Here is a 26,987-nt window from a genome sequence, read left to right as displayed (position 1 = left end):
TGTGTGTGACATGGTATACTAATCAATTGGAATGGAGTGACCTGACCGGCACCTGCGGTGCGGTTCAGGCAGGGAAACAAACATAAGCGAGCGTGATATGGATGCGGAAGCAAAATGTGTCGGGAGCGGTGATCCGGAGATTGCCGCGGTATTACCGGCATTTGAATGAACTGAACCAGGCCGGCGTGGTGCGGATCTCCTCCAGCGCCCTGGGAAAGTCCATGGGACTGACAGCCTCCCAGATCCGGCAGGACCTCTCCTGTTTCGGGGAGTTCGGACAGCAGGGCTACGGCTATAATGTGGACAATCTGCTCAATGAGATCGTGGATATTCTGGGCATGAACCGGGGCCACACGGCGGTAATCCTCGGCGTGGGAAACCTGGGGCGTGCTCTGATCGAGAATTTCAACTTTGGCTGGAGCGGATTCCATCTCAATGCGGCATTTGACGTGCGTCCGGAGGTCGTGGGACAGATCATGGCCGGGACGCCGATTTTTCATATAGACCAGCTGGAGAACTATTTGCGGGAGCATCCCGCCAGCGTGGGCGTGCTCACCGTTCCCCGCAGCATTGCGGAGGAGATGGCGGACCGCTTGGTCAAATCCGGTGTGAAAGGAATCTGGAATTTTACGAATACAGAGCTGAATATCCGGGAAGAGGGAATCTTCATTGAGAATGTACATTTCTCTGACAGCCTTCAGACCCTGAGTTATCTGATTTCGGAGGATGCATGAAGCGAGCGTGGGCGTTTTTACTGATTGCGGTGGTCCTGATCGGCAGCGGTCTGGCCTATGCGGCGGGCGGCTCGGCGGAGGACCCGCTGGTCTCACTGAGTTTTTTGAACGGGACGTATCTGCCTGACGTACTCTCGCAGGCAGAGAAACGGATCGAGACCCGCACGCAGACCACCTATGACCAAGTCTTCCAGGAGCTGAATCAGGCCTACCAGGAGAATCTGGCCGAGGCAGGCGGAAGCAGCGGACTGCGGGATGACCGCTATAAGGAAGGGGATGTGCTCTCCGTTTCCACGGGATCGGGGCTGCTCTTCCTGGCCGGGGAGGCAGCTGCAACCTACTCCGCCGGTGCGGTAGTGGATGTGACGGCGGGGAATGTGGTGCCCTCCGGGCAGCGGCTCACCCCGATGCACCGCTATCTGGCTGCGGAAGGGACCTCTGCCGTGGTCTCCATCGTGAGTGAGACGGCCGTGGTCAGTACCGAGGGGGTAGTCACCCTCTCGCCCAGCGCAGCCACCGACTACAATGCCCTGGCGGAGGCGCTCCAGCAGATGGGTATGTTTGCGGGGACCGGGACGGGATATGGCTCCGGGTATGACCTGGAGAAGATCCCCACCCGCATTGAGGGCCTTATCATGTTCCTCCGTATGATTGGGGAGGAGAAGCAGGCCCAGGCCTATACCGGTGCGTGCCCCTTTGTGGATGTGCCCGACTGGTGCCGCAGCTATGTGGCCTACGCCTATGAAAAGGGGTATGCCGCCGGCGTGGGGCCCACCGCGGAGGGAAAGCCCGCCTTTGGACCGGAGCGGACCATCGGCGCGGGGGAGTATCTCACCTTCCTGCTCCGCGCCCTGGGATATCGGGACAGCGGGAGCAACCCGGACTTTACCTGGCAGACGGTTCTGCCCAGAGCGCGGGAGCTGGGTGTGATCACACCGGGCGAGTACACACTGCTGAGCAGCAGTACGTTTCTGCGGGCCCATGTGGCATACCTTTCCTACTTCGGGCTGGATGCCACCTGTAAGGAGGGCGGAACCCTGCTGGAATCTCTGAGCGCCTCCGGCGCACTGGACGGGGAACAGGTCAAAGCGATCCGCAGTCAGGTCACGGTAAGCCGGATCGCCTAATACGCAAGCCACTGGCGTGGAGTGCTCACAGGAGCGCTCCACGCCTTTTTCTGTCTCTGCACCATCTGCCCCCGCCGGCATAGTATGGACTGTGGCCGACAGAGTCCCGAGGGCATCGGACCACCACAATTTTTCAGGAGGTACTCATTATGGGTTGTAACAATGACCGCTTTGGGGAACGAACTGCACTGCAGGGGAGAGAGGGAGCGGTCAGTCCGGCGGCGAAGCAGGAGCGTAACGGCTTTCCCAGACGGTGAGTGCGTCCACCAGCTGCCGCTGTTTGTCAGGGTAGAGGTGGGCATAGGTGCCGAGCGTGGTCTCGATTTTCTCATGCCCCAGCCGCTGGGCCACCAGAATGGGAGGAAAGCCCTGCTCAATGAGAAAGGAGGCGTGGGAATGCCGCAGATCGTGGATGCGGATGCGCTTCACGCCGGAGCGGGCGCAGCCTCTGGCCATCCGGCCCCGGATCAGGTGCTCCGTAAAGGGGAAGAGCCGCTCCTGGGGGAGACAGCCGGTCTGCGCGATGTAGTCCTCCACCTGCCGGGAGAGGGCGGGGGTGATGTAAATGGTCCGGCGGCTGTTGGGAGTCTTGGGCGGGGAGAAGAAATCCTGTCTGTGGCGGCGCTGATAGGTCCGACGGATGGAGATACTGTGCGCGGAGAAATCAAAGTCCGCCGGGGTGAGGGCCAGAAGCTCTCCCACCCGCATCCCGGTCCAGAACAGCAGGGAGAACAGGACCCGGGAGAGGGGGTCCCCCGCCACAGCGGCGAGAAAGCGGTGAAACTCCTCCACCGTCCAGAAGGACATATTTCCCCGGCTGCGCCGTCCCAGGGAGCCGGCCAGCCGGCAGGGATTTTCCGGCAGGCCGTAATAGCGCACCGCATAGCCGAACAGGGCGGAGGCCTGGCTGCTGATGGAGCGCAGGTAACCGGGGGAGAGCGCCTGCCGGAGCAGCTCACCCTGCCAGGTGCGCAGAACGGCGGGCGTGACCTCCCGCACCGGCAGAGCCCCCAGAGCGGGGAGCACGTATCGCTCCAGCAAAAATTCCTTGGTCTCTGCGGTGGATGGCCGGAGCCGAAGCCGGAAATCAGCCCGGTAGTGCTGGTAGAGAGTCTCCACCGTCATGGCGGGGCCGGTATTCTGGCGGTCCAGAAAGGCCCGCTCATAGGCTTTGGCGTCGCACTGACGGAGAAAGCCCTCTTTCTTATGCTGACGGACCGCGCCGGTCCAGTCCCGGTAGCGGACCGAGACATACCAGCGCCTGCCGTCTTTCATTTTGGCCACAGACATGGCGGAAACCTCCTCTTGACGGGTATGGGGCATAGGAAGCGCACGGGCGGCATTCAATGGCTGTGAGGTGAATGAGATGAGAATGCTGGGTGCGGAGGACGTGATGGTCCTCCTGAGCGTGAAAAAGAGCAGCGCCTATGAGGTGATCCGGCAGCTCAACGAGGAGCTGCGGGAAAAGGGGTATCTGACCGTCCGGGGCAAGGTGCCGGAGAAATATCTGCGGGAGCGCTTTTACGATCTCTGACGGGGAGCGGTTGCGCGGAACGGTTCTGATATGCTATACTGCCGGTATCAAAAAAATATGCCGCCAGGGCGGAGATGGAAGAGGGAGCGAGTGGATATGACAAGAGAGGAACAGCTCATTTCATTTTGCAGAGAGGCCATCCGGATTTCCAGCTTTTCCGGACGGGAGGAGGGCGTGGCCCGCCTGATGAAGCAGCGGATGGAGGAGTACGGCTTTGACGAGGTGATCATAGACCGGTACGGAAGCGTCTTGGGCTGCATCCGGGGCAAGCGTCCGGGACGGACCATTCTGATGGACGGACACATCGACCATGTGGATGTGATCGACGCGGAGGAGTGGGAGCACGACCCCTTCGGGGCGGAGATCGTGGACGGACGGATCTACGGCCGGGGCGCCTCGGATATGAAGGGAAGCGTCACTGCCATGATCTCCGCCGCGGCCCATTTTGCCCAGGACAGCGGCCGGGATTTTGCCGGAGAGGTGTGGGTCTCCTGTACGGTGCATGAGGAGTGCTTCGAGGGAGTCTCCTCCCGGGAGATCACCCGCCTGTGCCACCCGGACTTTGTCATCATCGGAGAGGCCACTTCCACCACGGTGAAGATCGGCCAGCGGGGCCGCGCCGAGGTGGTGGTGGAGACGGAAGGTGTGAGCTGCCACTCCTCCAACCCGGAGAAGGGAGTCAACGCAGTCTATCATATGATGGCTGTCCTGGAGGAAATCCGGGCCATCGTGCCTCGTGAGCACCCCATTCTGGGAAAAGGCATTCTGGAGCTGACTGACATCGTCTCCGCTCCCTATCCGGGCGCGTCGGTGGTGCCCGCCCGGTGCCGGGCCACCTTTGACCGCCGGACCCTGGTGGGGGAGGACGAGAGCATCATTCTGGGCCAGGTGGAGGAGGCCATCCGCCGGGCTACCGCACGAGTGCCCGGCCTGCGCGCCCATGCCTACCTGGCGGAGGGGAGAGAGCAAGCCTGGACCGGGGAGACCATTGCCGCCAAGCGCTATTTCCCCGCCTGGCTGATGGATGAGAAGGACGCGGACGTCCAGAAGGTGCTGGCCGGCCTGCGCAAGGCAGGGATCGAGGCGCCCATCTCCCACTTCTCCTTCTGCACGAACGGGAGCCATTTCTGTGGAGAGGCCGGGATCCCGGGCATCGGATACGGCCCCTCGCTGGAATCGCTGGCCCACGTCCGGGACGAGTACATCGAGATCGCGCAGCTCACCAAGGCGTGCAAGGGTTTTGCCTGCATCCTGGAGCAGCTGACCCGCTGAGTTACAAAACGCCCCCGCCTGCCGGAAGCAGGCGGGGGCGTTGTCATAGCAGATCAGGCCTCAGAAGGAGAGAGCCGTACTGGACTGATATCCCATGTCCGAGAGTTTTTGACGGATCTGGGGCTGCTGAATGCCCGAGGCATCGTACTGTACTGCCACCTGCTGCCGGCGTATGCTGACCTGAACGGACAGAACGCCCGGAGTGGTGTTGAGCTGTTGCATGATCTGTGCAGCGCCCCGAGTCCCATTCAGATTGGCGATGGAAAAATAGGCGTGTTGAGAATCCATAAAAAGCACCTCCGGATACAGTTTGTCCCAAAGATTCCGGTGTCATGCCCTGAGAGTGCAGCGTAACGGCTGCGTAACAGGAGAAGGTGCAGCGGGTACAGGGAGATGGAATGGATGGAAGGAGCGGCATGATTTGGACATCACGGAAAGAGCGGCAGACGACGCCTTGGAGGGCGTCATTGGGTTGTAACAATGGTTTTGGCGGCGGCTGCCTGTGGATCGTGCTCATCATCATCGTTCTGTGCTGCTGCTGCGGCTGTGGCTCCGGCTCCGGCAATAGCTGTGGCTGCGGTAACTGCGGCTGCAACAACAATAACGGCTGCTGCTGAGCGGCAAAAAGAGACTCACTTCTGTACGATAGCCGGTAACGGCAGCCCCACGGCGGAGGCCTCCGCCGTGGGGCTTTTTCAAAAAAATCAATTTTTTTGAAAAAAGGGCTTGCAATCTGTCGGAGAGTGTGCTATTATAAATAAGCTGTCAGCGACGAGTGATTGCGAAACGGTATGCGGCTGTAGCTCAGCTGGATAGAGTGTTTGGCTACGAACCAAAAGGTCGGGGGTTCGAATCCCTTCAGCCGTACCAAAAAGGCTCTGGAACGCAAGTTCCAGAGCCTTTTTGTCATATGCGGTTGAGCCACCAGACCCCCAGATTGAGGTATGCGGCAAAGATCAGCCAGAGCAGATAGGGGATCTGGAGGAGTGCGGCCGTGTGGTCCAGCGGGTAGAAGAGCGCGATCATCCAGGCCACCAGGCCGATGAGAAGCAGGATCCAGAAAAAAGCGGGCAGCAGCCATCCCCAGCGGAAGAAGAGCAGGGGCCACAGGAAGTTTACCAGCAGCTGAAGCGCATACAGGACCAGGGCCCGCTCCCGCCCCGGGAGCTTACTTCGCCAGATACGATAGGCCGAGTATCCCATCAGAAGGAAGAGGATGGTCCATACAATGGGAAAAACGGTACCGGGCGGGGAGAGGGGCGGGCGCTGCCAGACCTCATAATGTTCCATGCTGTTCCGGGTCAGGAGAGCGGACAGACCGCCCACCAAAAGCGGGATGGCCAGGTGTGCAAGAAGAGCTTCCCAGGATGCTTTCATGGCGATACCTCCGATCAAGATGGGGCATTCATGCAAAATTTATGTCAGGGATAAGAGAAACAGAACGTGGTATGCTGATTTAGGATAGCCCAATGGGATACGCCCTATGTATCCGGGCAGCAAATGGGCAGATGTTTACAAAATGTCCCTTGATTTCGCATGGGAGGTTCTTTATCATCGTAACAGCGCAGTGTGCGCAGACGAAAACAGAGGAGGATGGGCATGGAGCGACCGCTGGTCAGCATTATTGTGCCGGTTTATCGGGTAGAACGGGAGATTGCGCGGTGTCTGGAGAGTATCCGGACACAGAGCTGGGAAAAAATAGAGGTATTGCTGGCCAATGATGGAAGCCCGGATCACAGTCTGGAGATCTGCCGGCAGTTTGCCGAGCAGGACAGCCGTTTTCAGGTGCTGGATCTGCCCCATCGGGGCGTTTCTGCCACCCGAAATACCGCTATTTCCAGAGCGAGCGGGAAATACATTCAGTTTGTGGATGGGGACGACTATTTGCCTTCTGACGCCACGGAGTGCCTGGTGCGGGCAGCGGAATCCACCGGTGCAGATCTGACAGTGGGCCACTTTTACCGTGTCTCGGGGGAGCATATGGCCGTCAGGGGGCATATTAAAAAGCGCTGTGTGCTGACACTGGGCGAATATGCCACGGAGATGCGAAAGGCGCCGGCCAACTACTACTATGGCGTGCTCTGGAACAAGCTATACCGGCGCAGCATCATCCAGCGGGAAGAGCTGAAGTGCCCGGAAGGACTGAGTTGGTGCGAGGACTTTTTGTTTAACCTGGAATATCTGCGGCATGTGCGCCTGGTGGCCGCAGTACCCCATCCGGTCTACTATTATGTGAAGCGCCCGGAGAGCCTGGTCGTGACACAGGCCACGGTACGCAATACCATTGAGATGAAGCGGGTCACATTTTCCTACTATAAAAAGCTCTATCAGGCGCTGGATCTGTACGAAAAGCAGAAGATGCAGGTCTATGGCTACCTGATCTCCGGGGCGGTAGACGGGATCACACTTCCGGATTTCCCGGCCCGCCTGAGAGAAGTGTTTCCCGCGAAAAAGCCGCGTGGCAAGACACGGCGGGGACGCACCCGGACCAGGACGAAAATGCGGTTATGGGAGTAGGGGAGCTGTACGGAGAACAGGATTCCTCCTGGATTTAGCAGGAGAAGCATAAAGCCGGAGCATCCATATTATAGATGCTCCGGCTTTCGTAATAGAGGAGGGGAGCCGATGGTTAACCGCCCAGAGTCACATCCTGCTCTTGATACCATTGCAGCGCCTGAGCGAAGTCCTCTACTTGAAAATCAGGCCAGAGCCGATCCACAACAAAGAAATCCGCATAAACGGACTGCACCGGCAAAAAGCCGGATAATCGGCGCATTCCGCCCCAACGGATCACCAGATCAACCCGTGAAATATCATGGGAATGAAGTTCCCTGCAAATGTTCCGGCGATTTCTGCCGGGATGATCTAACCCGGCGAGATCCCATTCCCATCCATAGTTCACCAGAAAATTGACACGAGTGCCGCCGCCATTTAAGTCGGTTCGCGTGGTATATGGCAAGAGTTCTTTCGGAAATGTAGAGGCATCTTCGTCGCCCACGACAAGGAGCGAGACAGGTTCCGATGCGATCAGATTTACTGCGTCAACACAGGCCTTGGAAAAAGCCTTGACTTGTTCCGGAGGTCGTCCGCAGTTATCGGTTGTAAAACCATAGTAAGTGATTTCCTGGATCCCTGCATCCTTTGCCAGTATCAACAGATCCAAGCCAGGCTTCAAACCGTGGGCATAGCCTTCCTTCTTTTGTAGTCCTGCATATTTGGCCCAACGCCTGTTTCCATCTGGAATAATTCCGATGTGCTTTGGAATTCGCATATCATCACCTTCTTTCCTTTAGTATTTGCTTTTTCTTCCATTATGATACATGGAATAAAAAGTGGCTTTTGCAGAGTATGCAGGGGATCCAGGTTTTGAAGGAGAAAAAGACCGCCGGTACATACCGACGGTCTTTCTGTTTTGGTCCGAGTATCGCGATGGGGATTACTTGGAATTTTATCATGGTTTGATGGGCCCTTGAAGATGCGGGGGAGGAGTTAGTCTCCAAAGTACCGGTAGAGGAAGGTGACCACCTGGCTGCGGGTGCAGGTCTTGTCAGGGGAGAAGTGGCTCTTGTCGGTACCGGAAGTGATGCCATACTCCGCCGCCCAGAGGACGGCGTCCCGGAAGTAGTCGTCGTTCTCCACATCCACAAAGGGATTGCTCTGAGCGCGGGCGCTGGACTCATTCAGGGAGAGCGCCCTCCACAGAAGGGTGACTACCTCGGCCCGGGTGCAGGGGCGGTAGGGGGAGAAGGTGTTGGCCCCGGTCCCGGTGGTAATGCCGTTCTCCACCGCCCAGACCACCGCGTCGTAGAAGTAGTCGTCAGAGGAGATGTCGTCGAAGAAGCGGACGCTGTCGGGCTTCTGGGAAACGGTACCGTTGGTGGATGACTCGTTCTTGTCGCCGGTAGATGGCTCGTTCTTGCCGCCAGTGGATGGCTCATTCTTGCCATCAGCAGTGACGCTCAGTTCCTTGCCCGGCTCCACCTGCTCCGTCCAGGTCTTGCCGTTTTCATAGGTCACGGTGACTGTGCCGCTCTCCCCGCCGGAGAAGCGGACGGTGTCGTCAGTCCGGTTCACGCGGACGCCGTCTTTGGCAGTGCCAGAGAAACGGGTAGAGACAGTGCCGTTTTCCCCCTCGTAGGCACAGGTGATGGTCAGTGTTCCTTCGCCGGTGACATGGACGCTGTCCAACCCCTCCTTCAGGGTGAGGTCGGTGCTTCCGCCGTCGGCGTCGATGGTGTAGAAGGTCTCGTCATCGGCAATCTCCGCCTGAGCCGTGAGGCTGGACAGACTCAAGGTGCCCTGGCCGGAGACCCAGGCGGCGTTGAGGCCCTGGAACCGGTTGGGATCAAAGACGGTGATATCTAAGCCTCCGTCCTTCAGGGTGGAAAAGTCATAGCCCGCAATGCTAATCCAGATATCATCCTCCTGCTGCATGGGGTAACTCCGACTGGTAAAGTAGGTGAGACCGTATTTCTGGAGTACATCATCTATCAGGGACCCGCCTTGGACTTTGAGCTCCCCCTCGCCGCCTCTAAACTGTTCCCGATAGACCCAGAAAGGATCACTGCTCTCATAATTGTAGATGAGGATATAGCTTCCGATGATATCAGGATGATTGGGGTCGTATACATCGATGCGCATGTTGCCCTTTCCATCCGGTTCGGCGGCATAGGCGGCCAGGGCGTGGACATAGTCTGACGCGCCCTCCTGGGGCACCGAGATGATGACCACCGGCATAGCACCGATACCGCGCTCATAAGACTCCACTGCATCGATGAGTCCCGTCAGATCCTCCCGGTTCTCTTTTCGCTGGCGGACGATACTGTCGAAATACTGCCGGGCCTGACAGGCCTTGATCAGGTCCAGGGCTGTATAGCCTTTCATAGACCCGGTCAGAGGGGTGTCCTTTTGGACCTGTCCGAGCTCGGTGCAGCCGGAGAAACCGATTTCCCCGATGCCGTCGCTGTTGATGAGGGAGACCAGCAGGGACATGCCGACACACAGACCATCTCCGCCTAATGTATCCGACTTGGCTGCCTTAAAGATGGCCTTCGCCCGGCTCTCCGAATAAAACTGCTCCAGGAACGCCTGGTCAAAGGGACTGTTGGGATTGCCAAAGCTCCAGAGCTGAAGGGGGAAGGTCTCGCAGTTGTAGGTGAGGATCTCCTTCCCCGTGTCATCCATGATCCGGAACTGGATCTCTCGTCCACTGGGGAGGTAGCCACCCACGCAGTCTTCCGGTCTAAACACAAAGTCAAAGTGGTGGGACTCTGCGATGGAACTACTGGTGTAGTAGTGGATGGTATCGGAGCGCCACAGCTGTGCTCCGCTTTCCCGGTCCATCAGGACCACATAACCTGGGTCACTGCCGTGCTCGATACCCGCATCCTCTTTGATATAAATATAAACTTTTGACTGTGCACCCGTCCACAGCGTATCCGTGTTCAGGCCGTTCTTTCCTCCTTCTATTCTGAATTCCACGTTCTTCACTTCGACCGTCACCGGAACGGTTACCGGACGGGTGAAGGTGATGGTTTTCCCGGTCTGGTCGTAGTCCCCGGTCTGGTCCTGGTAATAGGCCTGGATGGTGTAGGTGTAGGTCTGGCCCTCCTGGACCGACGTGTCCGTATACAGATTGTCGTACTCTCCCACCTGGCCGACGCGCTGGTAGCTGCCGCCGGCGGTCTTGCGCAGGATATAGAAGCCATCCACGGTGTGAGGTTTGTCCGGTACCTCCAGAGGCAGGGTCCAGGAGAGGGATACTCCCTCCTCCGTGCAGGCCGGCTCGTCCAAAATTGGAGTGGGGATAGCGCCGGAGGGGGGCTGGGTGGTAGAGCCGCCAGAGAGATCCATGCTTTTCAGAACGGGGTATAAGTAGCTGCCGCTGCCCATAGTCCATACGCTGTCAAAGTTAAAGCCGCCGAAGCTGCCGCTGTTTTTCATCTGGTCGGCGGTCAGGGAGCGGATGTTGTTGAGGGTGGGAGTGCCGTTGACCTTCTCATAGGCGGGCAGGTCGCCGGCCAGATAGTAGCAGTTGGAGGAGATACCCATAACTTCCCCAAATAGAGCGCCGCAACCATAAGCTCCGGCCAAAGCGCCGGCAGTGGCCGGGTTGTCCAAATGTACGTACCCCACGTTGTAACTGTTATCCGCATGGCCGTTCTCGGCAGTGATTCCCCCGACATAGGAGGCGCCATCGGCAGTGATATCGCCGCAGTTGAAGCAGTTACTGATGTTGGCGGTGGTAGCGGTAATACCACCTAGTCGTGAGCGGGAGACGGCACCATTTCCCACCATCTGGATATCCGCGGCATTCATACAGGACTCGATTTCAGGTGTCCAAAGTCCGCTGACAATGCCACCGATATTGGCATATTGGTCGTACTGAGTAATGGAGCCGTAGTTCTGGCAGTTGGAGATGGTCCCCTCTGCCATGCCGCTGATTCCACCGACATAAGTTGCATAACCAGAGGTTTCAATGGAGCCACTGTGGATACAGCCGGTGATGGTCAAATTACTGTAGTTGGATTGACCGATAATACCGCCTACCAGCGGCTCATTATAGCTGCTACCCGCATTGGTGGAGCGGATGCTGCCTGCCATCCAGCAGTATTCCACCGGTTTTTCGTTGCTGTGATTTCCTACGATACCGCCGATCATATTGGCGTTGCTGTCGATATCCCCCTGAAAATAGCAGTTGGAGATGGTGGTGTCACCTTTGGCATAAGCAACGATGCCGCCAATGATTCCTGACCACTGATTTTCATATTGCGCGTGGATGGAGGCATTTTCGATGCCCAGATTCCGGATTTCTGCTCCGCTACTTCCGGCAGCTGTATAGGAGAACAGGCCATTGACGCCTTTCAGGCTGGAGATCACATGGCCGTTGCCCTCAAAAACACCGGTAAAGGGCGCTTCGGAATCGTTGCATAAGGGAGTCCAGTCATAGCCGGACAGATCAATGTCGGCCATCAGAATGTAGTTGCCGTTGGGAGCGTCTGAGATGGCCAGCAGGTCAGTGGCGGTGTACACGCCGGTGTATCCGGTGGGGACCTTCGTGACCTGGGAAACCGGTACCAGAAAGTCGTCCAGCACCGGTGCGGCGAGTTTGGGGGAGCTTGCCGCCTCCGCTTTCGGCACCAGCCCGCCAAATGGCGTACACAGCCCAAGAGCCAGGGCCAGTGCGGTCAGAATGCTTAGGATTCGTTTTTTTTCTGTCTCTCATGTTCCTCTCTCCTTCTCTCATGTTCTGCAGGTCCTCCCCAGTGTCTCCAGCGCCTCCGCCGTTTCCTCCGCCCCCAGAGCCTGGGCGCTGGCGGGCAGATGGGTGAGCCAGCCGTGGAAGGCCCGGCACAGGTCGGGCTCCTTCACCTGGACGGAGCAGAAGCCATCCTGGAGCGGGAAGCGCTCCGTGGTAAAGAAGCCCACACCCGAGCGCTGGGAGGTGGTCATGCTCAGGTAGTCGGGGAAGGTCCCCGGCGACAGGATGCGGCCAGTGATGTCCCCGCTGCGGATGTGTCCGGCCAGGGCGTTCAGGAGCTGCCGCCGCACCTCCGGCGGGAAGGGGGCCACAAAGGCCACCGGGAAGTCGTCCAGGGAGCCGGTTTGGCAGAACCGCTCCACAGTTCGCAGCTTTCCGAATCGCTTCCGTGCTACACCCTCCAGCCGGTCGTGGAAAGGCAGTTCGGCGCGCAGATACTGGCCAATGGTGGCCTCATCATAGAACCGTCCGAAGCAGGGTTGATCCATGATCATGTAGAAACCATCCATATCGGTGCAGCTGTCATAGGACTCCAGGATCTCTACCGGATCGGAGGTGTATTGGATCAGGGGATGGCACCGCTCCAGCAGGGTCTGAAAGTGCCGATGATAACCCTCTACCTGATCTGCGCCCCGTAGGAGCATAGCCTGTCCGCCATCCTCGGAGAGACAGACCACGCAGCTGTGGGTGACCAGAAAATAGGGGTAGGGATCGGTGTACTGGGCGGTCAGGGTATTATCGTAGTAATAGTAGGGGTGGTAGTGCCGCTTGGACAACAGGCAGATGGGGAAGATACTGCAAAAGCACTTTAAATTATGGAGATTGATGTCCTCCAGAGAGCCGGAGGCATCAAATGCGATGATCTGACGCACATCTGCTCCCATACGGCCGTCCAGATACCGGCGCAGCAGCTCCCCGGCCAGAAAGGCGTCGGTAGGGGGGACCGTGAGTTCCACCCGGGCGTCCGTTCGGGTGAGCTCCTGGAAGAGCACCAAGCGCAGTAAGGGCTGCACATTGGTGGTGCCGGTAAAGATGGGCCGCTGTCCGGCATAGCCATCCAGGTCCAGCAACAGCCGGCTCTCCTCGAAGGCCGGTGGAGTGAAATCCAGTTCGGCCAGGTCAGAAAACATCCGGCCCACCATCTCCCGAGAACGGCGGATGCCTTCTTTTTCAAACTGGGCGTCGGAATAACCGCGCAGTCGGCTCTCCTCTCTCGGGGTTAGGCGCAAGTGGTAAATAAGACTGTCCAGAGCGGCATAGGGCAGTACCCGCTGACCGGCCAGAGTTTTGGAGAGAGCCGTTCGCTCTACACCGGAAAGCCGGGACAAGGCAGAGATTGACATCTGCTTTATTTCCAGCAGTTCTCGGAGATATTGACTGAATAAGAGCATGCCTGTCCCCCCTAAAAGATTAGAATTGAGATTAAATTCAGTATAGCACAGGGCCTTTTGAAATGGTGTGCACGATGCTTGTTTTTTCTTTGCACAGTTTGAAGCTCAGTTTCCTCTTCTGAGAGATCTGGCGCTTGCCGCAGCCCACGGTAAGGTGACGGCCGGAACCAGTACTGTGTGCTGCAAGGGGCTGACCAATATGAGAGAAGGCGTAGCATTCATGCTACGCCTTCTCTCAGAGTGCCATATAGATTTGAACATAAAAATGCGGAGTATCATCCAAAGAACATTTCGGATCCTTTCATGATACTCCGCATGCGTGAATGGTTTGTCCACCGGAGATATCGGGGCACATACATTCACTTGGCAACCTGTTCAATGTGGGACAGATGTTCCTGCATCAGTTTGCCGGCCCGCTCAGAGTCGTTTACCCGCAGAGACTCAATTAATGCCCTGTGGTCCTGTAAGGAAGTGTTCAGCAGGTTTTTGCCGAACTGCTCCTTTACAAACCGCTCATAGACAATACGGATGGTATTGAAGGAGATCATCAGCAGCTCATTGCCAGTAATCCGGGCCAGAGTAGAGTGAAACTGAAAATCCAGCTGGGTCAGAGTCTCCGGATCATCCCCATTTTTCTCCATCTCAGCCACAATGGACTCCAGCTCTACAATATCCTCCCGGGCAGCTTTCTGCGCAGCTAACTGGGCCACTCCTACCTCTACAATCCGCCGGTACTCAATCATATTTTGGGGCTGGGTATATTGAGCAATGGCATCAAAGTTCATAGCATTGCGCCGATCTGACTCTTTGCTGACACAAGTGCCTGTCTTAGTGCGGGTAATCAAGTGCAGCGTTTCCAAGGGAGCATAGGCTTCCCGCAGAGTGCTGCGTCCGATATTGAGCTTCTTGCATAGTTCATTCTCGTTGGGAAAAGGGTAACCTTCGGGCAGTGCCCCGGAGAGAATAGCTTCCCGCAGTTTCTCAAACAGCTCCTCTGAAATAGCCCTCCGACTGGTGACGGTGAGATGGGAGAACACCTCGGAGGGAGAAAGGGGAGAGGTCTGCGGCTGCTGTACCTGGTTCATACAAACACTTCCTCATTTAAACACGGCCGCCCGCACCAGAAACAGGGGCGGGCACGCAGAAAAACAGTTTCATTTATTTTTTATTATACCTGTTTGTATGACATCATGCAATTTGAAAATAGCCATCGATTTACACAATTTTCACAGATGCTATTGGCAATATGACTAAAATTATAGGGCCGTTAAATTAATGTTTGACATTTATGATAGATGTGATAATATTATTGCATGAAGTCAGACAACATACGTCAGAGGAGCTGAGGGATGTGACGTTGAGAAGCAGCACCAATTTGACCGGGACGGACAATGGGCTGTGCCGCTCCCTGTACAAGGCCATGGGGTATTCCGAGGAAGAACTTACGAACCGGCCTGTCATCGGAATTGCAAACTCTTGGAGTACCTTGGTTCCAGGCCATTACAACCTGCGGGAGCTGGCCGACTTTGTGCGCAAGGGGATCTACCGCGCAGGGGGAACGGCGGTGGAGTTCGGAGTTATCTCCTGTTGTGACGGGATTACCAACGGCCACGAGGGGATGAAGTATATTCTGCCTGCTCGTGAGGTGGTATGCAATTCGGTAGAAATCGAGGCCCAAGCGCACCGACTGGATGCCCTGGTGCTGCTGGCCTCCTGTGATAAGATCCTGCCTGGGATGCTTATGGCTGCGGCCCCTGGAGGATGTAAGCTGTCCTGGCTGTGGGTCCTGTTCCTTTTTGGGCACGGCCAACACCATGGCCTGTGTCAGTGAAGCTCTGGGAATGAGCCTTCCGGGCAGTGCCCTTATCCCGGGCGTCTGGGCTGACCGGCAGCGCAGCGCCTATGAGGCGGGCATCCGGATCTGTCAGCTGGTGGAGGCGGGAATTACCCCTCGAAAAATCCTGGATGAAAGGGCCCTGCGCAATGCGGTGCGGGTAGTGCAGGCCATCAGCGGCAGCACAAACGCAGTGCTTCATCTCAGCGCGGTGGCCTATGAGGCGGGATGGAGCGGAAGTGTCATGGATCTTTTTGATCAGATGTACCACACTACGCCCCACTTGGCAAAGGTGAATCCTGCGGCGGCCTATGATATGGAGGAGTTCCACCGTGCGGGTGGGATTCCACGGCTGATGGAACGGCTGGGTGATCTTATCGACTCCACCGCCCTCACCTGTACCGGACAGACGGTGGGGGAGAACCTGAAGGGGTACCACTACCTCTTCCCGGATGACCCGGAGCTCATCCGCACACGGGAGACTGCCTATGGCCTCCACGGGGGTGTGGCGGTGCTTCGGGGAAATCTGGCCCCCCACACAGCGGTTACCAAGCCGGGGGCATATGGACCTCATTTACAGCGATTCCGCGGAAAGGCCCGCGTGTTTAACCGGGAGGAAGCAGCGAACGAAGCTATCCTGGCCGGGACTGTTCAGCCAGGCGATGTGGTGGTCATCCGCTATGAGGGGCCCAAGGGGGGGGCCCGGTATGCGGGAGATGTACAAGGCGATGAAATTCCTCTATGGTCGAGGGTTAGCCGAACAGACGGCCTTAGTCACCGACGGACGGTTTTCAGGCACCAACAATGGCTGCTTTGTGGGGCATATCTCCCCCGAGGCCGCCGAAGGGGGGCCTATCGCTCTGGTAGAGGACGGGGATGAGATTGTCATCGACGTGCCCGCCGGACGGTTGGACTTGCTGGTAGAGGAAGATGAGCTGGCTCGCCGCCGGGCCAAGTGGACACCCCCGCCGGTGCAGGCCCCCAGAGGATATTTACAGTGTTATGCCCGTTGGGCCTCCTCGGCGGCCCAGGGCGCGGTCATCCATTGTGGAGAAGAGGAGGTAGAACGATGAAACAGGCAGCAGACATCCGGCATGTAGTATTGGCGGGATCCGGGGTGATGGGGGCATCCTTTGCCCAGATTTTTGCGGCCCATGGCTATTCCGTCACTCTTTACGACATTGCCAAGGAGGCGTTGGATAAGGCGGCCTCCCTCATCGCCATCAACCAAAAGGCCATGGTGGACCAGGGGGCCCTTACCCAGGAGGAGTCCAGGGACTTGGTGCAGCAGATCCGCTACACGACCGAGAAAGCGGTATTTACCCGTGCAGACTTCGTGCTGGAGGCCATTGTAGAGAAGATGGCGGTGAAGCATAGCTTCTGGCCTGAGGTATCCGAGCTGGTGGGAGAGGATGTCGTGCTGGCCACCAATACCTCCGGCCTCTCCATCTCTCAGATTGCCCAGGCCGTGAAGCATCCGGAGCGCTTTGCCGGGATGCACTGGGTCAATCCACCCCATCTCATCCCCCTGGTGGAGGTCATCGCCGGGGAGAAGAGCAGCACGGACTGTCTGGAGACGATTCGTTCTCTGGCCCTCCGCTTGGAGCAGCACCCGGTGATGGTCCACAAGGATCCGCCCGGCTTTGTGCTCAATCGACTCCAGTATGCACTGCTGCGGGAGGCCTGCCACATTGTGGAGGAGGGGTATGCCAGCCTGGAGGACGTAGACAGCGTGATGAAATACGGCCTGGGGATGCGCTATGCCTGCTTGGGCCCCTTTGAGACCGTGGATTTTGGCGGGATCGATGTCTTTTACAATGTGGGCAGCTATCTCTTCGGCCAACTGTGTAACGACACCTGTGTGCCTCGAATCATCCAGGAGAACTTTGAAGCGGGCCGACTGGGAGTCAAGAGCGGTGCTGGTTTCCACGACTACAGCGGAGATAAGGCGGCCAAGGCCATCGCCAAACGGGATGCGGAATTTCTCAAACTGTCTCAGTGCCTGTTCGGAAAGAGAGAGGATGTATGAACCAGTATACTTACAAGGCGGCCATGGATGGGAACACAGCCGCTGCCCACGTGTCATACTTCTTCACCGAGGTAGCGGGTATTTTTCCTATCACCCCTTCGTCCCCCATGGCCGAGCAGGTGGACGAGTGGGCAGCGTCCGGACGTAAGAACCTATTTGGACAACCTGTCCGAGTGGTGGAGATGCAGAGTGAGGGAGGCGCTGCCGGTACCGTCCACGGCAGCCTGGGGGCGGGTGCCCTGACCACCACCTACACCGCATCTCAGGGGCTGCTGCTGATGATCCCCAACATGTACAAGATTGCCGGTGAGCTGCTCCCGGGCGTGTTCCATGTATCTGCCCGGACCTTGTCCGCTCATGCCCTGTCCATCTTCGGAGATCATTCCGATGTGATGGCCTGCCGCCAGACCGGCTTTGCCCTGCTGGCTTCTGCCAGTCCCCAAGAGGCGATGGATCTGGGAGCGGTGGCCCATCTGTCAGCAATCAAGGGACGAGTACCGTTCCTCCACTTCTTTGACGGATTTCGCACCAGTCATGAGATCCAGAAGATTGATGTGATCAAAGATGAGGCATTGGCGCCTCTGGTGGATTGGGATGCCATCCGGGCCTTCCGGGCCAGGGCCCTTAACCCAGACCATCCCTGCACCCGGGGCACTACGCAGAACCCAGACATCTTCTTCCAGCAGCGGGAGGCATCCAATCCCTTCCACAATGCGGTGCCCGGTATCGTTCAGGGCTATATGGACCAGATTTCTGCACTTACCGGCCGCAGTTACCACTTATTTGACTATTACGGAGCGGAGGAGCCCCGGGACATCATCATCGCCATGGGATCGGTGTGCGGTGCCATCATGGAGACAGTGGACTACCTCAATGCACAGGGGGGCAAGGTAGGTATGGTGGCGGTACACCTTTATCGGCCCTTCTCGGCCGAACACCTGCTGGCGGCCATTCCCCCTTCGGTCGAGCGCATTGCCGTGCTGGATCGGACCAAGGAGCCCGGGGCAACCGGGGAGCCCTTGTACTCCGATGTATGCAATGTCTTTTACAGAGCAAACCCCGATATGCGCATCGTAGGCGGCCGATATGGTCTGGCGTCCAAGGATACCACTCCCGGTCAGATTCTCTCAGTCTATGAGAACTTGGCCAGCGACCAGCCCAGAAATGGTTTTACCATTGGCATTGAGGATGACGTCACCCATCTCTCTCTGCCCATGCTTCCTGACCCGGATCTCTCTGTCCCAGGGGATTTTGCCTGCAAGATTTGGGGCCTGGGGAGCGATGGAACCGTCGGGGCCAATAAAAACAGTGCCAAGATCGTGGGAGAGGCCACCGACCTGTATACCCAGGCCTATTTTGTATACGACTCCAAGAAGTCAGGGGGCCTGACCCAGAGCCATCTGCGTTTTTCCCACAGACCGATCCGGGGTTCCTATCTGGTTACCCGGGCTGACTTGGTGGCCTGCCATACCCCTGCCTACCTCCGAGTTTATGACATGACTGCTGACCTGAAGCCTGGAGGCACCTTCCTGCTCAACTGTCCCTGGACCGACGAGGAACTGGAATGCCACCTGCCCGCTTCGTTCAAGCGGGGGCTGGCGGAGAAGAATGCCAAGCTCTGCCTCATTGATGCTGGAGGGATTGCCCAGCGCTTGGGACTGGGAGGACGAATCAACACGGTACTCCAGGCGGCCTTCTTCCAGCTGGCCGGCTTGTTGCCCATGGACCAGGCGGCCCAATTGATGAAGCAGGCCATCTACAAGACCTATTATAAAAAGGCGGGGCAAAAGGTAGTGGATCTCAACTGCGCCGCTGTGGATGCGGGGCTCAGCCAGCTGCGCAGCTTTCCCATTCCGGAGCACTGGGCCCAGGCTGAGGATGTACCTGTCCCTGTGCGCTCCGTCCCGATCTATGTAGAGAAAATGGCCAGTGTAATGAATCGTCAGCAGGGCGATCGCCTGCCGGTGAGTGCCTTTGTGGGGATGGAGGATGGCTCCTTCCCGCCAGGAAGCACGGCCTATGAGAAGCGGGGTACCGCCTATCAGGTCCCTTGCTGGCTGCCGGATCACTGCATCCAGTGTAACCGGTGTAGCCTGGTCTGTCCCCACGCGGCCATCCGTCCCTTCCTGCTGAATCAGGAGGAGGAAGACAAGCGCCCCGACACCTTTGTGACCCTGCCCGCCCGGGGCAAGGGATTGGAGAAATATACCTACCGGATTCAGATTTCCCCCTTGGACTGCACCGGCTGCGGCAGCTGCGTCAACTGTTGCCCGGCCCAGGAAAAGGCCTTAAAACTGGTTCCTCTGGACCAGGCCCGGGAAGAGGATGCCAACTGGACCTACGCGGTAGAGCAGGTGCAGGTGAAAAAGGACGCGGTGAGTGCCGCCAACGTAAAGTCCAGCCAGTTTGCTCAGCCGCTCTTTGAGTTCCCCGGAGCGTGTGCCGGCTGTGGGGAGACCCCCTACATTAAGCTGCTCACCCAGCTATTTGGGGATCGGATGTACATTGCCAACGCCTCGGGGTGTTCCACCGCCTATGGCGGCTCCACGCCATCGACCCCCTATACCACCAACCGTGAGGGCAGGGGACCGGCCTGGGCCATGTCTCTGTTTGAGGATTGTGCAGAATATGCCTACGGTATGTTTCTTGCGGCTCAGCAGGAACGGGAGGCTCTGGCCGAGCCGGTTCGGGTACTGGCTCAGGCCGGTATAGCAGAGGCTCAGGCCTACTTGGATACCGACGCCGCTCCCGCCGCCTCCGACGACCTGTTGGATGCCCTGGAGGGAGCCCAACTCACCGGGGAGGCCGCCCGTGCCGCCCAGACTGTGCTGGAGGGCAGATCCTATCTGGCGCGGAAATCGGTGTGGGCCTTTGGAGGAGACGGCTGGGCCTATGACATTGGCTTTGGCGGCCTGGACCACGTGCTGGCCAGCGGAGAAAATATCAACATGCTGGTGCTGGACACTGAAGTCTACTCCAATACTGGCGGTCAGTCCTCCAAATCTACCTCGGCAGGTGCAGTGGCCAAATTTGCCGCCGCCGGGAAGGAGACCGGCAAGAAGGATCTGGGACGGATCGCCATGAGCTACGGTTATATCTATGTGGCCCAGGTGGCTCTGGGAGCCGATCCAGAACAGTGCCTGCGAGCCATGCGGGAGGCGGAGGCCTATCCCGGCCCATCTCTCATCATTGCCTATTGTCCCTGCATCGAACATGGCCTCAAGTGCGGCATGGGATGCAGCCAGCAGGAGATGAAGCGGGCAGTGGAGGCGGGTTACTGGCATCTCTACCGCTACGATCCCACACGGGCCCAGGCGGGGAAGAATCCCTTCCAGCTGGACTCCAAGGCACCCACCGGCTCCCTGGAGGACTTTTTGCGGGGAGAGAATCGGTATGCCTCCCTGGCTCTTCGCTTCCCGGATCGAGCCCAGCGCCTGGAGGAGAAGGCCTGCCGGGATGCCCGGGCCCGCCGGACAGCCTATGAGATCCTGTCTCACCCCGAGACATAACCACGATTGGTTCCACCGCGCCCTAGGGCGCGATCCATAGAAGCTACCAACCATTCTATTTGATCAAGAAAGGAAGCTGAGTTACTATGGCAAACAACGTACCGAAGAGTGACGGACGGGGCATCATCTCTGGTGCCTATGTCAACCAGGATCACCCCATCGACCGGACCCAGTGGCTGGAAGACAGCTTCCCTGAGTGGGGGACCTTCCTCAACCAGGAGATTGAATCCTATCAGGTGCCCAAGGGACAGGTAAGCCTGTGGTGGTGCGGCGGCCCCTCCTGGGTGCTCAAGACGGATGAGGGGGGTATCTTCTTCATCGACCAGTACTGTGGACCATCCATGTACACCGAGCTCTATTACTGCGGAGTGTGCAAGCAATCGGGGGCTGATTCCATCAACTGGATCCGCCTCAATCCTCAGGTGATTGACCCCTGGCGGTTCAATCAGCTGGACGGAGTATTCTGTACGCATGCCCATCAGGATCACTGCGACCTGTATGCAGTCAAGGCTGCCCTCCAGACCACCAATGCGCCCTTCTACGGCCCGCCTACGGCAGTGGAGAAGCTCAAGGGCTTCGGTGTGCCGGATGACCGAATCGTTCTGGCCAAGGTAGGGGAGAGCGTGAAGGTAAAGGGAGCCGAGGTGGACTTCCTCATCTGCTATGACCAGACAGCCATTAAGACTGGTGAGGGGGATGTGCTGCTGCCCTTTGAGCAGGCGGCCTGCTGCTACCTCTTCAAGACCAGCGCGGGCAACATCCTCTTCATGGGTGACACTTGGTACCATGACGGCTATGTGGCCATCCGGGACAAGTATGACATCGATGTGGCGATTTTCGACATGGGTTCCAACGCCCCCGGTGCCACCGACAAGATGACTCCCTACGACTGTGCCCGGGTGGGTCAGATCCTCCAGGCTAAAGTACTTATCCCCGATCACTACGACAACTGGGCCAATACCGCCGGGGACCCGGAACTGCTGGTCAAGCAGTTTGAGCGTATTGTCAGTGAGAACACTCCCGAGATCAAGACGATGATCATGCGCTGCGGCGGACGATTCAACTACCCCGCCGACAAGGACAAGGGACGCTACCGCTATCCCGATGGCAGCGAGAACTACGATTTTAGCAAGTCGGTCTTTGCCAAGAAATAGGAGGAAATGCCATGAGAGAATACCGGTTCTTTGCACCGGATGACTTCCAGGCCCTCTTTGAAACGGTGTCCGCCCAGCAGGGAGCTCAGATCAAGTTCCTGGCTGGCGGCACCGACCTGGTACCCCGGATCAATATGGAGCGGGATCAGATCCCCTATGAGGAGAAGCCGCCCATGGCCCTGATCTCCCTGGCCAAACTTGGGCTGGGCGGTATCCGGGAGGAGGGAGAGGCCATCTGCATTGGTGCCATGACCACCATCACTCAGATCCAGGACAGCACTCTGCTGCGGGATAAAATCCCTGTGCTGTGCCAGGCTGCCGACCTCATGGCTGGCTTTGCGGTGCGCAATACAGCCACCTTGGGAGGGAACATCATGAATGCCTCTCCGGCGGCGGATACTTTACCTGCTCTGTTGGTGCTGGGTGCCCAGCTCACCCTTCAGGGCCCGTCCGGTGAGCGGAAGGTGCCCCTGGCCGAGTTCTTTACCGGTCCGGGCAAAACGGTGGCAGCGGCGGATGAGGTTCTCACCCAGATTACGGTCTTTCCCGGCACGGGCCATGCTAATTTCCAAAAGCTGGGGCGCCGGGCGGCCGAAACGCTCTCTGTGGTCAATGCTGCGGCCTACATTGAACAGTCGGGCGGCGTGTGTACCGCTGCACGGATCGCCGTGGGCAGTGCTGCCCCTACCGTCAAACTGTGCGAGGCGGCGGCCCAGGCCTTGGTGGGGAAGCCCTTGGACGATGCAGCTGTGGAAAGGGCGGCTGGATTGGTCAACCAAGCGCTCTCGCCCATTGATGACATCCGCTCTACCGCCTGGTATCGGATGGAGACCGCGCCGGTGTTGGTTCGGCGGGCTATCCTGGCCGCCGCCGGCATGGCCGATCAGGCATAAGGGAGGAAACGGACATGAAACAGATGGTATCCTTTGTGTTGAACGGCATCCCCGTGGAGGTGGCGGTAAAGCCCGAAGCCACCCTGCTGGAGATGCTCCGGGACGAGATCGGCCTGACCAGCCCCAAGTGCGGCTGTAACCATGGGGACTGCGGCGCCTGCACGGTCCATCTGGACAACCAAGCGGTAAAGAGCTGCCTGGTTCTTGCCATGACAGTCCAGGGCCGTGAAGTAGTTACTTTGGACGGCATCACCCCCAGCCAGGGGCTCCACCCGATCCAGCAGGCTTTCTATGAAAAAGGCGCGCCCCAGTGCGGATACTGCACACCCGGCATGGTGATGGCCGCCGATGCCTTCCTGCATCGCAATCCTCATCCCACGCTGGAGGAAATCAAGGAGGCACTGAGCGGCAACCTGTGTCGCTGCGGCTCCTATGAGAAATACGCCCAGGCGGTGCTGGCTGTGGCAAATGGCGAGTACGGTCCGCTGTCCGAAGGGAGGGAGCAGGATGTTTAATGCCATCGGTAAGCCTATCCCACGTTATGACGGCCTGGGCCACGTAACTGGCCGCACGATCTATGTCAGCGACGTGACCATGCCCGGCACGCTGACCTGCAAGGTATTGCGCTGCCCCTATCACCGTGCCCGCATTGTCTCGCTGGATGTGACCCAGGCAAAACGGATGCCCGGGGTGTACGGGGTCATCACGCGGGAGGACGTGCCATACAATCGTTTTGCCATGGTACCTGACAACCATGTGCTGGCCGAGGAGATCACCCGCTATCGGGGGCAGCCGGTGGCAGCAGTGGCAGCAGTGAGCAAGGAAGCTGCCTTGGATGCCCTGGCCAAGATTAAGGTAGAGTACGAGGAGCTAGAACCTGTCTTTGACCCGGAGAAGGCCATGGAGCCTGATGCCCCCCAGATCCGGCCGGAAGGCAATGTTCACCTCTTTGACGGGACCTCGCCAGTGCGGCGTGTCCGCCGGGGAGATATTGAGAAGGGCTTTGCCGAAGCCGATGTCATTGTGGAGGGGCGCTACACCACGCCATGCGAGGAGCATGCCCCGCTGGAGTGCTGCTCCACACTGGCCTATGTAGACGAAAGCGGTAAGCTGGTGCTCTACAGCAAGACACAGGGTGTTTACTTTGTCATGGGCGACCTGGCTAATGTGTTTCAGCTTCCCATGAATAAGCTGAAGTTCATTGGCAATACCATTGGTGGTAGCTTCGGCTCGGGCAACAGTGTGGCCACTGACCATATCGCTGGCCTGCTGGCCCTCAAGACGGGCAAACCGGTGCGCTACACGCTCACACGGGCCGAGGAGATGATGTTCACCACGATTTCCACCCCCTGGATTTTCAAGATCAAGGACGGCGTGCGCAGGGATGGAAAGATCACTGCCCGGCATGTGGAGGTTATCCACGACTGCGGAGCCTTTACCGAACTGGGCCTTTATGCCGCCGAGAAGAATGCAAACCTGGTGGCAGGAGCGAACCTGATTGAGAACCTGGCAGTAGACACCCATATGGTGTTTACCAACAAGCTGCCCAGCGGATCCCGCCGGGGATTCGGAGTCAATGTGGGCCAGTTTGCCGAGCAGGTTCAACTGGATCGGGACGCCCGTGCAGTAGGAATATCTCCCATGGCTATCCGGTTTATCAATGCCTTCCACGAGGATGACATCAGCCATGTGGGCAACCGGCTGCGGGCAGTGTCCACCATAGAGACGCTCCAAGGGGTAGCTGACCTGGCGGGCATCTCTCTGGAAGAGCAGTACCGGACGATGAGCTCCAAGGAGGTGGAAAAATGATTCGGACAGGACGGGGGATCTCCACCATCTACTATCCCTCTGGATTCAATGGGGGCGGAGATCCAGATCTGGTCTCCTTGCGGATCAAGCCCGACGGCACCATCGACGTGTCGAATGCCTCCTGTGAGATGGGGCAGGGTCTCAAAAATGTAGTGGTTCAGATTACCGCTGAGCGGCTGGAAATTGAGCCCGGGCAAATTAATTTTGATAATACGAACTCTGATACCGCCGCCTTCAGCATGGATACGGCAGGTACCCGCTCTACCGTCATCGTGGGCAATGCCATCCTGGCGGCTGCCGACGATCTGATAGGAAAGCTTAAGGCCTTCGTGGGGGAGAAGCTGGGCGTGCCTGCTGCGGAGATGTCCTATGAGAAGGGCCGGACGTTTATCACAACCCAGCCGGAAAAGGGAATGACTCTGGCGGAGATAGGGGCGGCCAGCAACTATGGCGGGGTATTTCTCATGGGGACCGGGGGATACCTTCCCGAGCCCGCCCCGCCGCGTGATCCGGAGACAGGAGCTACTCTGCCCAGTAAAATCATGGCCTACGGCTCCTGCGTGGCCGATGTGGAGGTGGATGACGAGACCGGGGTGGTACGGGTAATCAACCTGTACAACTGTTATGATATGGGCACGGTGATCAATCCTCTCCAGGCCGAGGCCCAGGCTGACGGAGGCAATATCCAGGGAATTGGTATGGCACTCTTTGAGGATTTGGCCCCCCGTTTCCCGGAGCGTATGGAGCCCTATGCCGACAGCTTTACCGACTATATTATCCCTACGTTTATGGATATGCCCCAGCATAGTGCCACCTCTTTTTATGAGAACTACGACCCCAATGGTCCTTACGGAGCAAAGGGCTGCGGCGAGATGGTGGTAGACACCCAGTCCCCGGCCATCGTCAATGCCATCTATGACGCAGTTGGGGTGGTGGTGGACAGCCTTCCTGCCACCCCGGAGAAGGTGCTGCGTTTGATTAAGGAGAAAAAGTCCAAATAATTTCCATCTTGCCCGGATGATACACCCCAGGACAGATGCCTTCTGCGGAAGACGTCGTTCTGGGGTGTATTGCTGTCCATATTAGGGATAGGGATAAGGTGTCTGCTTATATGTTTAGAAAATAGAAAATTTAGAAGGAGCGGGAGAATGCATACATTCCCCAAATACCGCCCTGAAGATTTTGTTCAGCAGCAGTCTCTTGGCCGTTTGCAACTGCCTGGATGAGAGAGATGATCTGTTCGCCAACCTCTTCCAGCGTTTTTCCTTCCAGAATTTCACCAGCGTTAATATCCATATCCCCGGGCATCGCATGGAAAACCTTGCTGTTGCTTGCCACTTTTACTACGGGACAGCATGGATGGCCAATCGGAGTTCCATGGCCGGTACGAAAGATACAGATCTGAGCGCCACCCGCTACCAGGCTGGTCATGGACTCTGTGTCAAAACCTGGCCCATCCATAATCGATAGACCGGAACAACAGGGGATTTTTCGCCCAGATTGATCAAATCACAGATTTCACGGCAAATTTCGCTGTTTGCCGGATTGGCCGTGATGTCTGAGAGAGCATCTAACCCGCCACATTCCAGCCCAACCGTCAGCTTGGAAAAGGGGACTGCCTGGCGCTCCAGCTGTGCGGTCGTTTGAACCATGGTGCAGGCAAAGGCTGCGGTCTTTTCTGCGTTTTTTGCTGCCGCTATCTTCTTTGAATCGCCGCGGCGAATACTGTATTTCAGGCGCGTGGTATGGGGAAACGGGCACTGAGTTTTGCAATTCTGCGGAAAATTGTGTTGGAGATTCCTGCTTTGTTTATTTGGAACCTGTTTTGGCCTCTTTTTGGTCTGGCCTATGCTCAACTTACAGCAGAGGTTATCCTGGCGGCAGTGGCGATTGTTACCTTGTACCGCCTGAGTCGGGAGCTGGAGTTAAAATTTCGTGCGGACGAAGGGAGTTCTTCCAAACAGAAGAATGGGTTGCGCATTTGATATTTTTTCCATTCCAATTTGCTATCAATGCGGAAAGATAAGATCTGGATGACATGCACAGCAGGATATGTTTTATAAACTTTGAACGGACGCTCTATTGGGAGCGTCCGTTCAAAGTTTAATTGCAATGTTTGGATAGGATAGAGATAGAATATTTTATACCAATTGGGTCTTTACAACCATCACAGAACAATCTAAAAAATAAAAAATCGGAGTGTAATTATAGGACTTGGAAAAATCCAGTCATATCAATGGTTTTAGCGTAGCAAGCAAGAGGTTTTTATCCCATTAGATACGATAATTAGAAAGATCATCCAGCTTTTCGGCAAATGTTTTGAGACTTCTTCAAATTATGTGTAAACCTCCTGAGTGGTGTAAAATAGAAGCATCACACAGGAGGTTATACATATGGCCAGAAAGAATCGCACGCCGGAAGAAAAAGCCCGGCGGGAGAA

24 protein-coding genes, 1 tRNA gene and 1 pseudogene are annotated in these 26,987 nt (G+C 57.4%); 17 read left to right on the top strand and 9 right to left on the bottom strand.

What is annotated here, in order from left to right:
- Positions 1-101: 101 nt before the first annotated feature.
- The gene (locus H8S34_RS00125; RefSeq protein WP_101693349.1) at positions 102-734 is read left to right on the top strand and encodes a redox-sensing transcriptional repressor Rex; all 633 of its coding nucleotides are present in this window, start codon (positions 102-104) and stop codon (positions 732-734) included.
- Complete coding sequence (locus H8S34_RS00120; RefSeq protein WP_186962728.1) at positions 731-1,861, top strand: hypothetical protein; 1,131 nt, start codon at positions 731-733, stop codon at positions 1,859-1,861. The genes H8S34_RS00125 and H8S34_RS00120 overlap by 4 nt, the downstream gene beginning before the upstream one ends.
- A gap of 210 nt (positions 1,862-2,071) precedes the next feature.
- On the opposite strand, the gene H8S34_RS00115 is transcribed toward H8S34_RS00120, so the two are convergent.
- Positions 2,072-3,151, bottom strand: a complete 1,080-nt coding sequence (locus H8S34_RS00115; protein ID WP_186962727.1) for a site-specific integrase — start codon at positions 3,149-3,151, stop codon at positions 2,072-2,074.
- Positions 3,152-3,227: 76 nt separating this feature from the next.
- Here H8S34_RS00115 and H8S34_RS00110 point away from each other — a divergent pair, with 76 nt between their 5' ends.
- Both H8S34_RS00110 and H8S34_RS00105 read left to right on the top strand, forming a co-directional pair.
- Positions 3,228-3,395: a transcriptional regulator gene (locus H8S34_RS00110; RefSeq protein WP_207724867.1), complete on the top strand. Its 168-nt coding sequence runs from the start codon at positions 3,228-3,230 to the stop codon at positions 3,393-3,395.
- 96 nt (positions 3,396-3,491) lie between these two features.
- Positions 3,492-4,667: a YgeY family selenium metabolism-linked hydrolase gene (locus tag H8S34_RS00105; protein ID WP_186962726.1), complete on the top strand. Its 1,176-nt coding sequence runs from the start codon at positions 3,492-3,494 to the stop codon at positions 4,665-4,667.
- 60 nt (positions 4,668-4,727) lie between these two features.
- Here the strand turns inward: H8S34_RS00105 and H8S34_RS00100 are convergent, their stop codons facing one another.
- Positions 4,728-4,955 (bottom strand): heavy-metal-associated domain-containing protein, encoded by a 228-nt coding sequence (locus H8S34_RS00100; protein WP_186962725.1) that lies wholly within the window; start codon positions 4,953-4,955, stop codon positions 4,728-4,730.
- A gap of 179 nt (positions 4,956-5,134) precedes the next feature.
- Here H8S34_RS00100 and H8S34_RS00095 point away from each other — a divergent pair, with 179 nt between their 5' ends.
- Both H8S34_RS00095 and H8S34_RS00090 read left to right on the top strand, forming a co-directional pair.
- Positions 5,135-5,284 carry a hypothetical protein gene (locus H8S34_RS00095; RefSeq protein ID WP_180956877.1) on the top strand — a complete coding sequence of 50 codons (150 nt, stop codon included), beginning with the start codon at positions 5,135-5,137 and terminating at the stop codon, positions 5,282-5,284.
- Between the two features lie 176 nt (positions 5,285-5,460).
- Positions 5,461-5,537: transfer RNA gene (locus tag H8S34_RS00090), tRNA-Arg, on the top strand.
- Between the two features lie 36 nt (positions 5,538-5,573).
- Here the strand turns inward: H8S34_RS00090 and H8S34_RS00085 are convergent.
- Positions 5,574-6,044 (bottom strand): TspO/MBR family protein, encoded by a 471-nt coding sequence (locus H8S34_RS00085; RefSeq protein ID WP_186962724.1) that lies wholly within the window; start codon positions 6,042-6,044, stop codon positions 5,574-5,576.
- Positions 6,045-6,266: 222 nt separating this feature from the next.
- Between H8S34_RS00085 and H8S34_RS00080 the strand changes: the two genes are divergently transcribed.
- On the top strand, positions 6,267-7,184 hold the full coding sequence (locus tag H8S34_RS00080; RefSeq protein WP_101693346.1) for a glycosyltransferase family 2 protein: 918 nt from the start codon (positions 6,267-6,269) through the stop codon (positions 7,182-7,184).
- A gap of 112 nt (positions 7,185-7,296) precedes the next feature.
- On the opposite strand, the gene uppS is transcribed toward H8S34_RS00080, so the two are convergent.
- The 4 genes from uppS to H8S34_RS00060 all read right to left on the bottom strand — a co-directional run bounded on the left by uppS (position 7,297) and on the right by H8S34_RS00060 (position 14,404).
- Positions 7,297-7,938, bottom strand: coding sequence for a polyprenyl diphosphate synthase (gene uppS, locus H8S34_RS00075; RefSeq protein ID WP_186962723.1), 642 nt, complete (start codon positions 7,936-7,938; stop codon positions 7,297-7,299).
- A 218-nt stretch (positions 7,939-8,156) separates the two neighbouring features.
- A complete protein-coding gene (locus H8S34_RS00070) occupies positions 8,157-11,762 on the bottom strand; it encodes an S-layer homology domain-containing protein (protein WP_186962722.1) in 3,606 nt (1,201 codons plus the stop codon).
- A gap of 147 nt (positions 11,763-11,909) precedes the next feature.
- A complete protein-coding gene (locus tag H8S34_RS00065; protein ID WP_186962721.1) occupies positions 11,910-13,256 on the bottom strand; it encodes a hypothetical protein in 1,347 nt (448 codons plus the stop codon).
- 422 nt (positions 13,257-13,678) lie between these two features.
- Positions 13,679-14,404, bottom strand: coding sequence for a FadR/GntR family transcriptional regulator (locus tag H8S34_RS00060; protein ID WP_186962720.1), 726 nt, complete (start codon positions 14,402-14,404; stop codon positions 13,679-13,681).
- Between the two features lie 203 nt (positions 14,405-14,607).
- Here H8S34_RS00060 and H8S34_RS00055 point away from each other — a divergent pair.
- The 9 genes and pseudogenes from H8S34_RS00055 to H8S34_RS15270 form a co-directional block, all read left to right on the top strand.
- Positions 14,608-15,793, top strand: a pseudogene (locus H8S34_RS00055) (dihydroxy-acid dehydratase domain-containing protein); the annotation flags it as partial.
- Entirely contained in the window at positions 15,717-16,226 is a 510-nt protein-coding gene (locus tag H8S34_RS15410) for a dihydroxy-acid dehydratase domain-containing protein (protein WP_366485579.1), read from the top strand. The pseudogene H8S34_RS00055 and the gene H8S34_RS15410, both read left to right, overlap by 77 nt.
- A complete protein-coding gene (locus H8S34_RS00050; RefSeq protein WP_186962719.1) occupies positions 16,223-17,182 on the top strand; it encodes a 3-hydroxyacyl-CoA dehydrogenase family protein in 960 nt (319 codons plus the stop codon). The genes H8S34_RS15410 and H8S34_RS00050 overlap by 4 nt, the downstream gene beginning before the upstream one ends.
- Positions 17,179-20,691 (top strand): pyruvate:ferredoxin (flavodoxin) oxidoreductase, encoded by a 3,513-nt coding sequence (gene nifJ / locus H8S34_RS00045; RefSeq protein ID WP_186962718.1) that lies wholly within the window; start codon positions 17,179-17,181, stop codon positions 20,689-20,691. The genes H8S34_RS00050 and nifJ overlap by 4 nt, the downstream gene beginning before the upstream one ends.
- An 86-nt stretch (positions 20,692-20,777) precedes the next feature.
- Positions 20,778-21,845 (top strand): MBL fold metallo-hydrolase, encoded by a 1,068-nt coding sequence (locus tag H8S34_RS00040; RefSeq protein ID WP_186962717.1) that lies wholly within the window; start codon positions 20,778-20,780, stop codon positions 21,843-21,845.
- Positions 21,846-21,856: 11 nt separating this feature from the next.
- Entirely contained in the window at positions 21,857-22,738 is an 882-nt protein-coding gene (locus tag H8S34_RS00035; RefSeq protein WP_101693337.1) for an FAD binding domain-containing protein, read from the top strand.
- 14 nt (positions 22,739-22,752) lie between these two features.
- On the top strand, positions 22,753-23,253 hold the full coding sequence (locus H8S34_RS00030; protein ID WP_186962716.1) for a (2Fe-2S)-binding protein: 501 nt from the start codon (positions 22,753-22,755) through the stop codon (positions 23,251-23,253).
- Positions 23,246-24,547 carry a xanthine dehydrogenase family protein molybdopterin-binding subunit gene (locus H8S34_RS15275; protein ID WP_180956876.1) on the top strand — a complete coding sequence of 434 codons (1,302 nt, stop codon included), beginning with the start codon at positions 23,246-23,248 and terminating at the stop codon, positions 24,545-24,547. The genes H8S34_RS00030 and H8S34_RS15275 overlap by 8 nt, the downstream gene beginning before the upstream one ends.
- The gene (locus H8S34_RS15270; protein ID WP_186962715.1) at positions 24,544-25,548 is read left to right on the top strand and encodes a xanthine dehydrogenase family protein molybdopterin-binding subunit; all 1,005 of its coding nucleotides are present in this window, start codon (positions 24,544-24,546) and stop codon (positions 25,546-25,548) included. Before H8S34_RS15275 ends, H8S34_RS15270 begins: the two co-directional genes overlap by 4 nt.
- Before the next feature lie 130 nt (positions 25,549-25,678).
- On the opposite strand, the gene H8S34_RS00015 is transcribed toward H8S34_RS15270, so the two are convergent.
- Positions 25,679-25,978 carry a UxaA family hydrolase gene (locus H8S34_RS00015; protein ID WP_243207861.1) on the bottom strand — a complete coding sequence of 100 codons (300 nt, stop codon included), beginning with the start codon at positions 25,976-25,978 and terminating at the stop codon, positions 25,679-25,681.
- Positions 25,975-26,199, bottom strand: a complete 225-nt coding sequence (locus tag H8S34_RS15055) for a UxaA family hydrolase (protein ID WP_101693311.1) — start codon at positions 26,197-26,199, stop codon at positions 25,975-25,977. The genes H8S34_RS00015 and H8S34_RS15055 overlap by 4 nt, the downstream gene beginning before the upstream one ends.
- A gap of 93 nt (positions 26,200-26,292) precedes the next feature.
- Between H8S34_RS15055 and H8S34_RS00005 the strand changes: the two genes are divergently transcribed.
- A complete protein-coding gene (locus H8S34_RS00005) occupies positions 26,293-26,532 on the top strand; it encodes a hypothetical protein (protein WP_180956923.1) in 240 nt (79 codons plus the stop codon).
- Positions 26,533-26,987: the final 455 nt, after the last annotated feature.

Source organism: Pseudoflavonifractor hominis, assembly GCF_014288125.1.
Taxonomy (GTDB): Bacteria; Bacillota; Clostridia; order Oscillospirales; family Oscillospiraceae; genus Pseudoflavonifractor_A; species Pseudoflavonifractor_A gallinarum.
The sequence above is the reverse complement of the archived record's forward strand: the minus strand, read 5'-3'. Positions and strand labels throughout refer to the sequence as shown.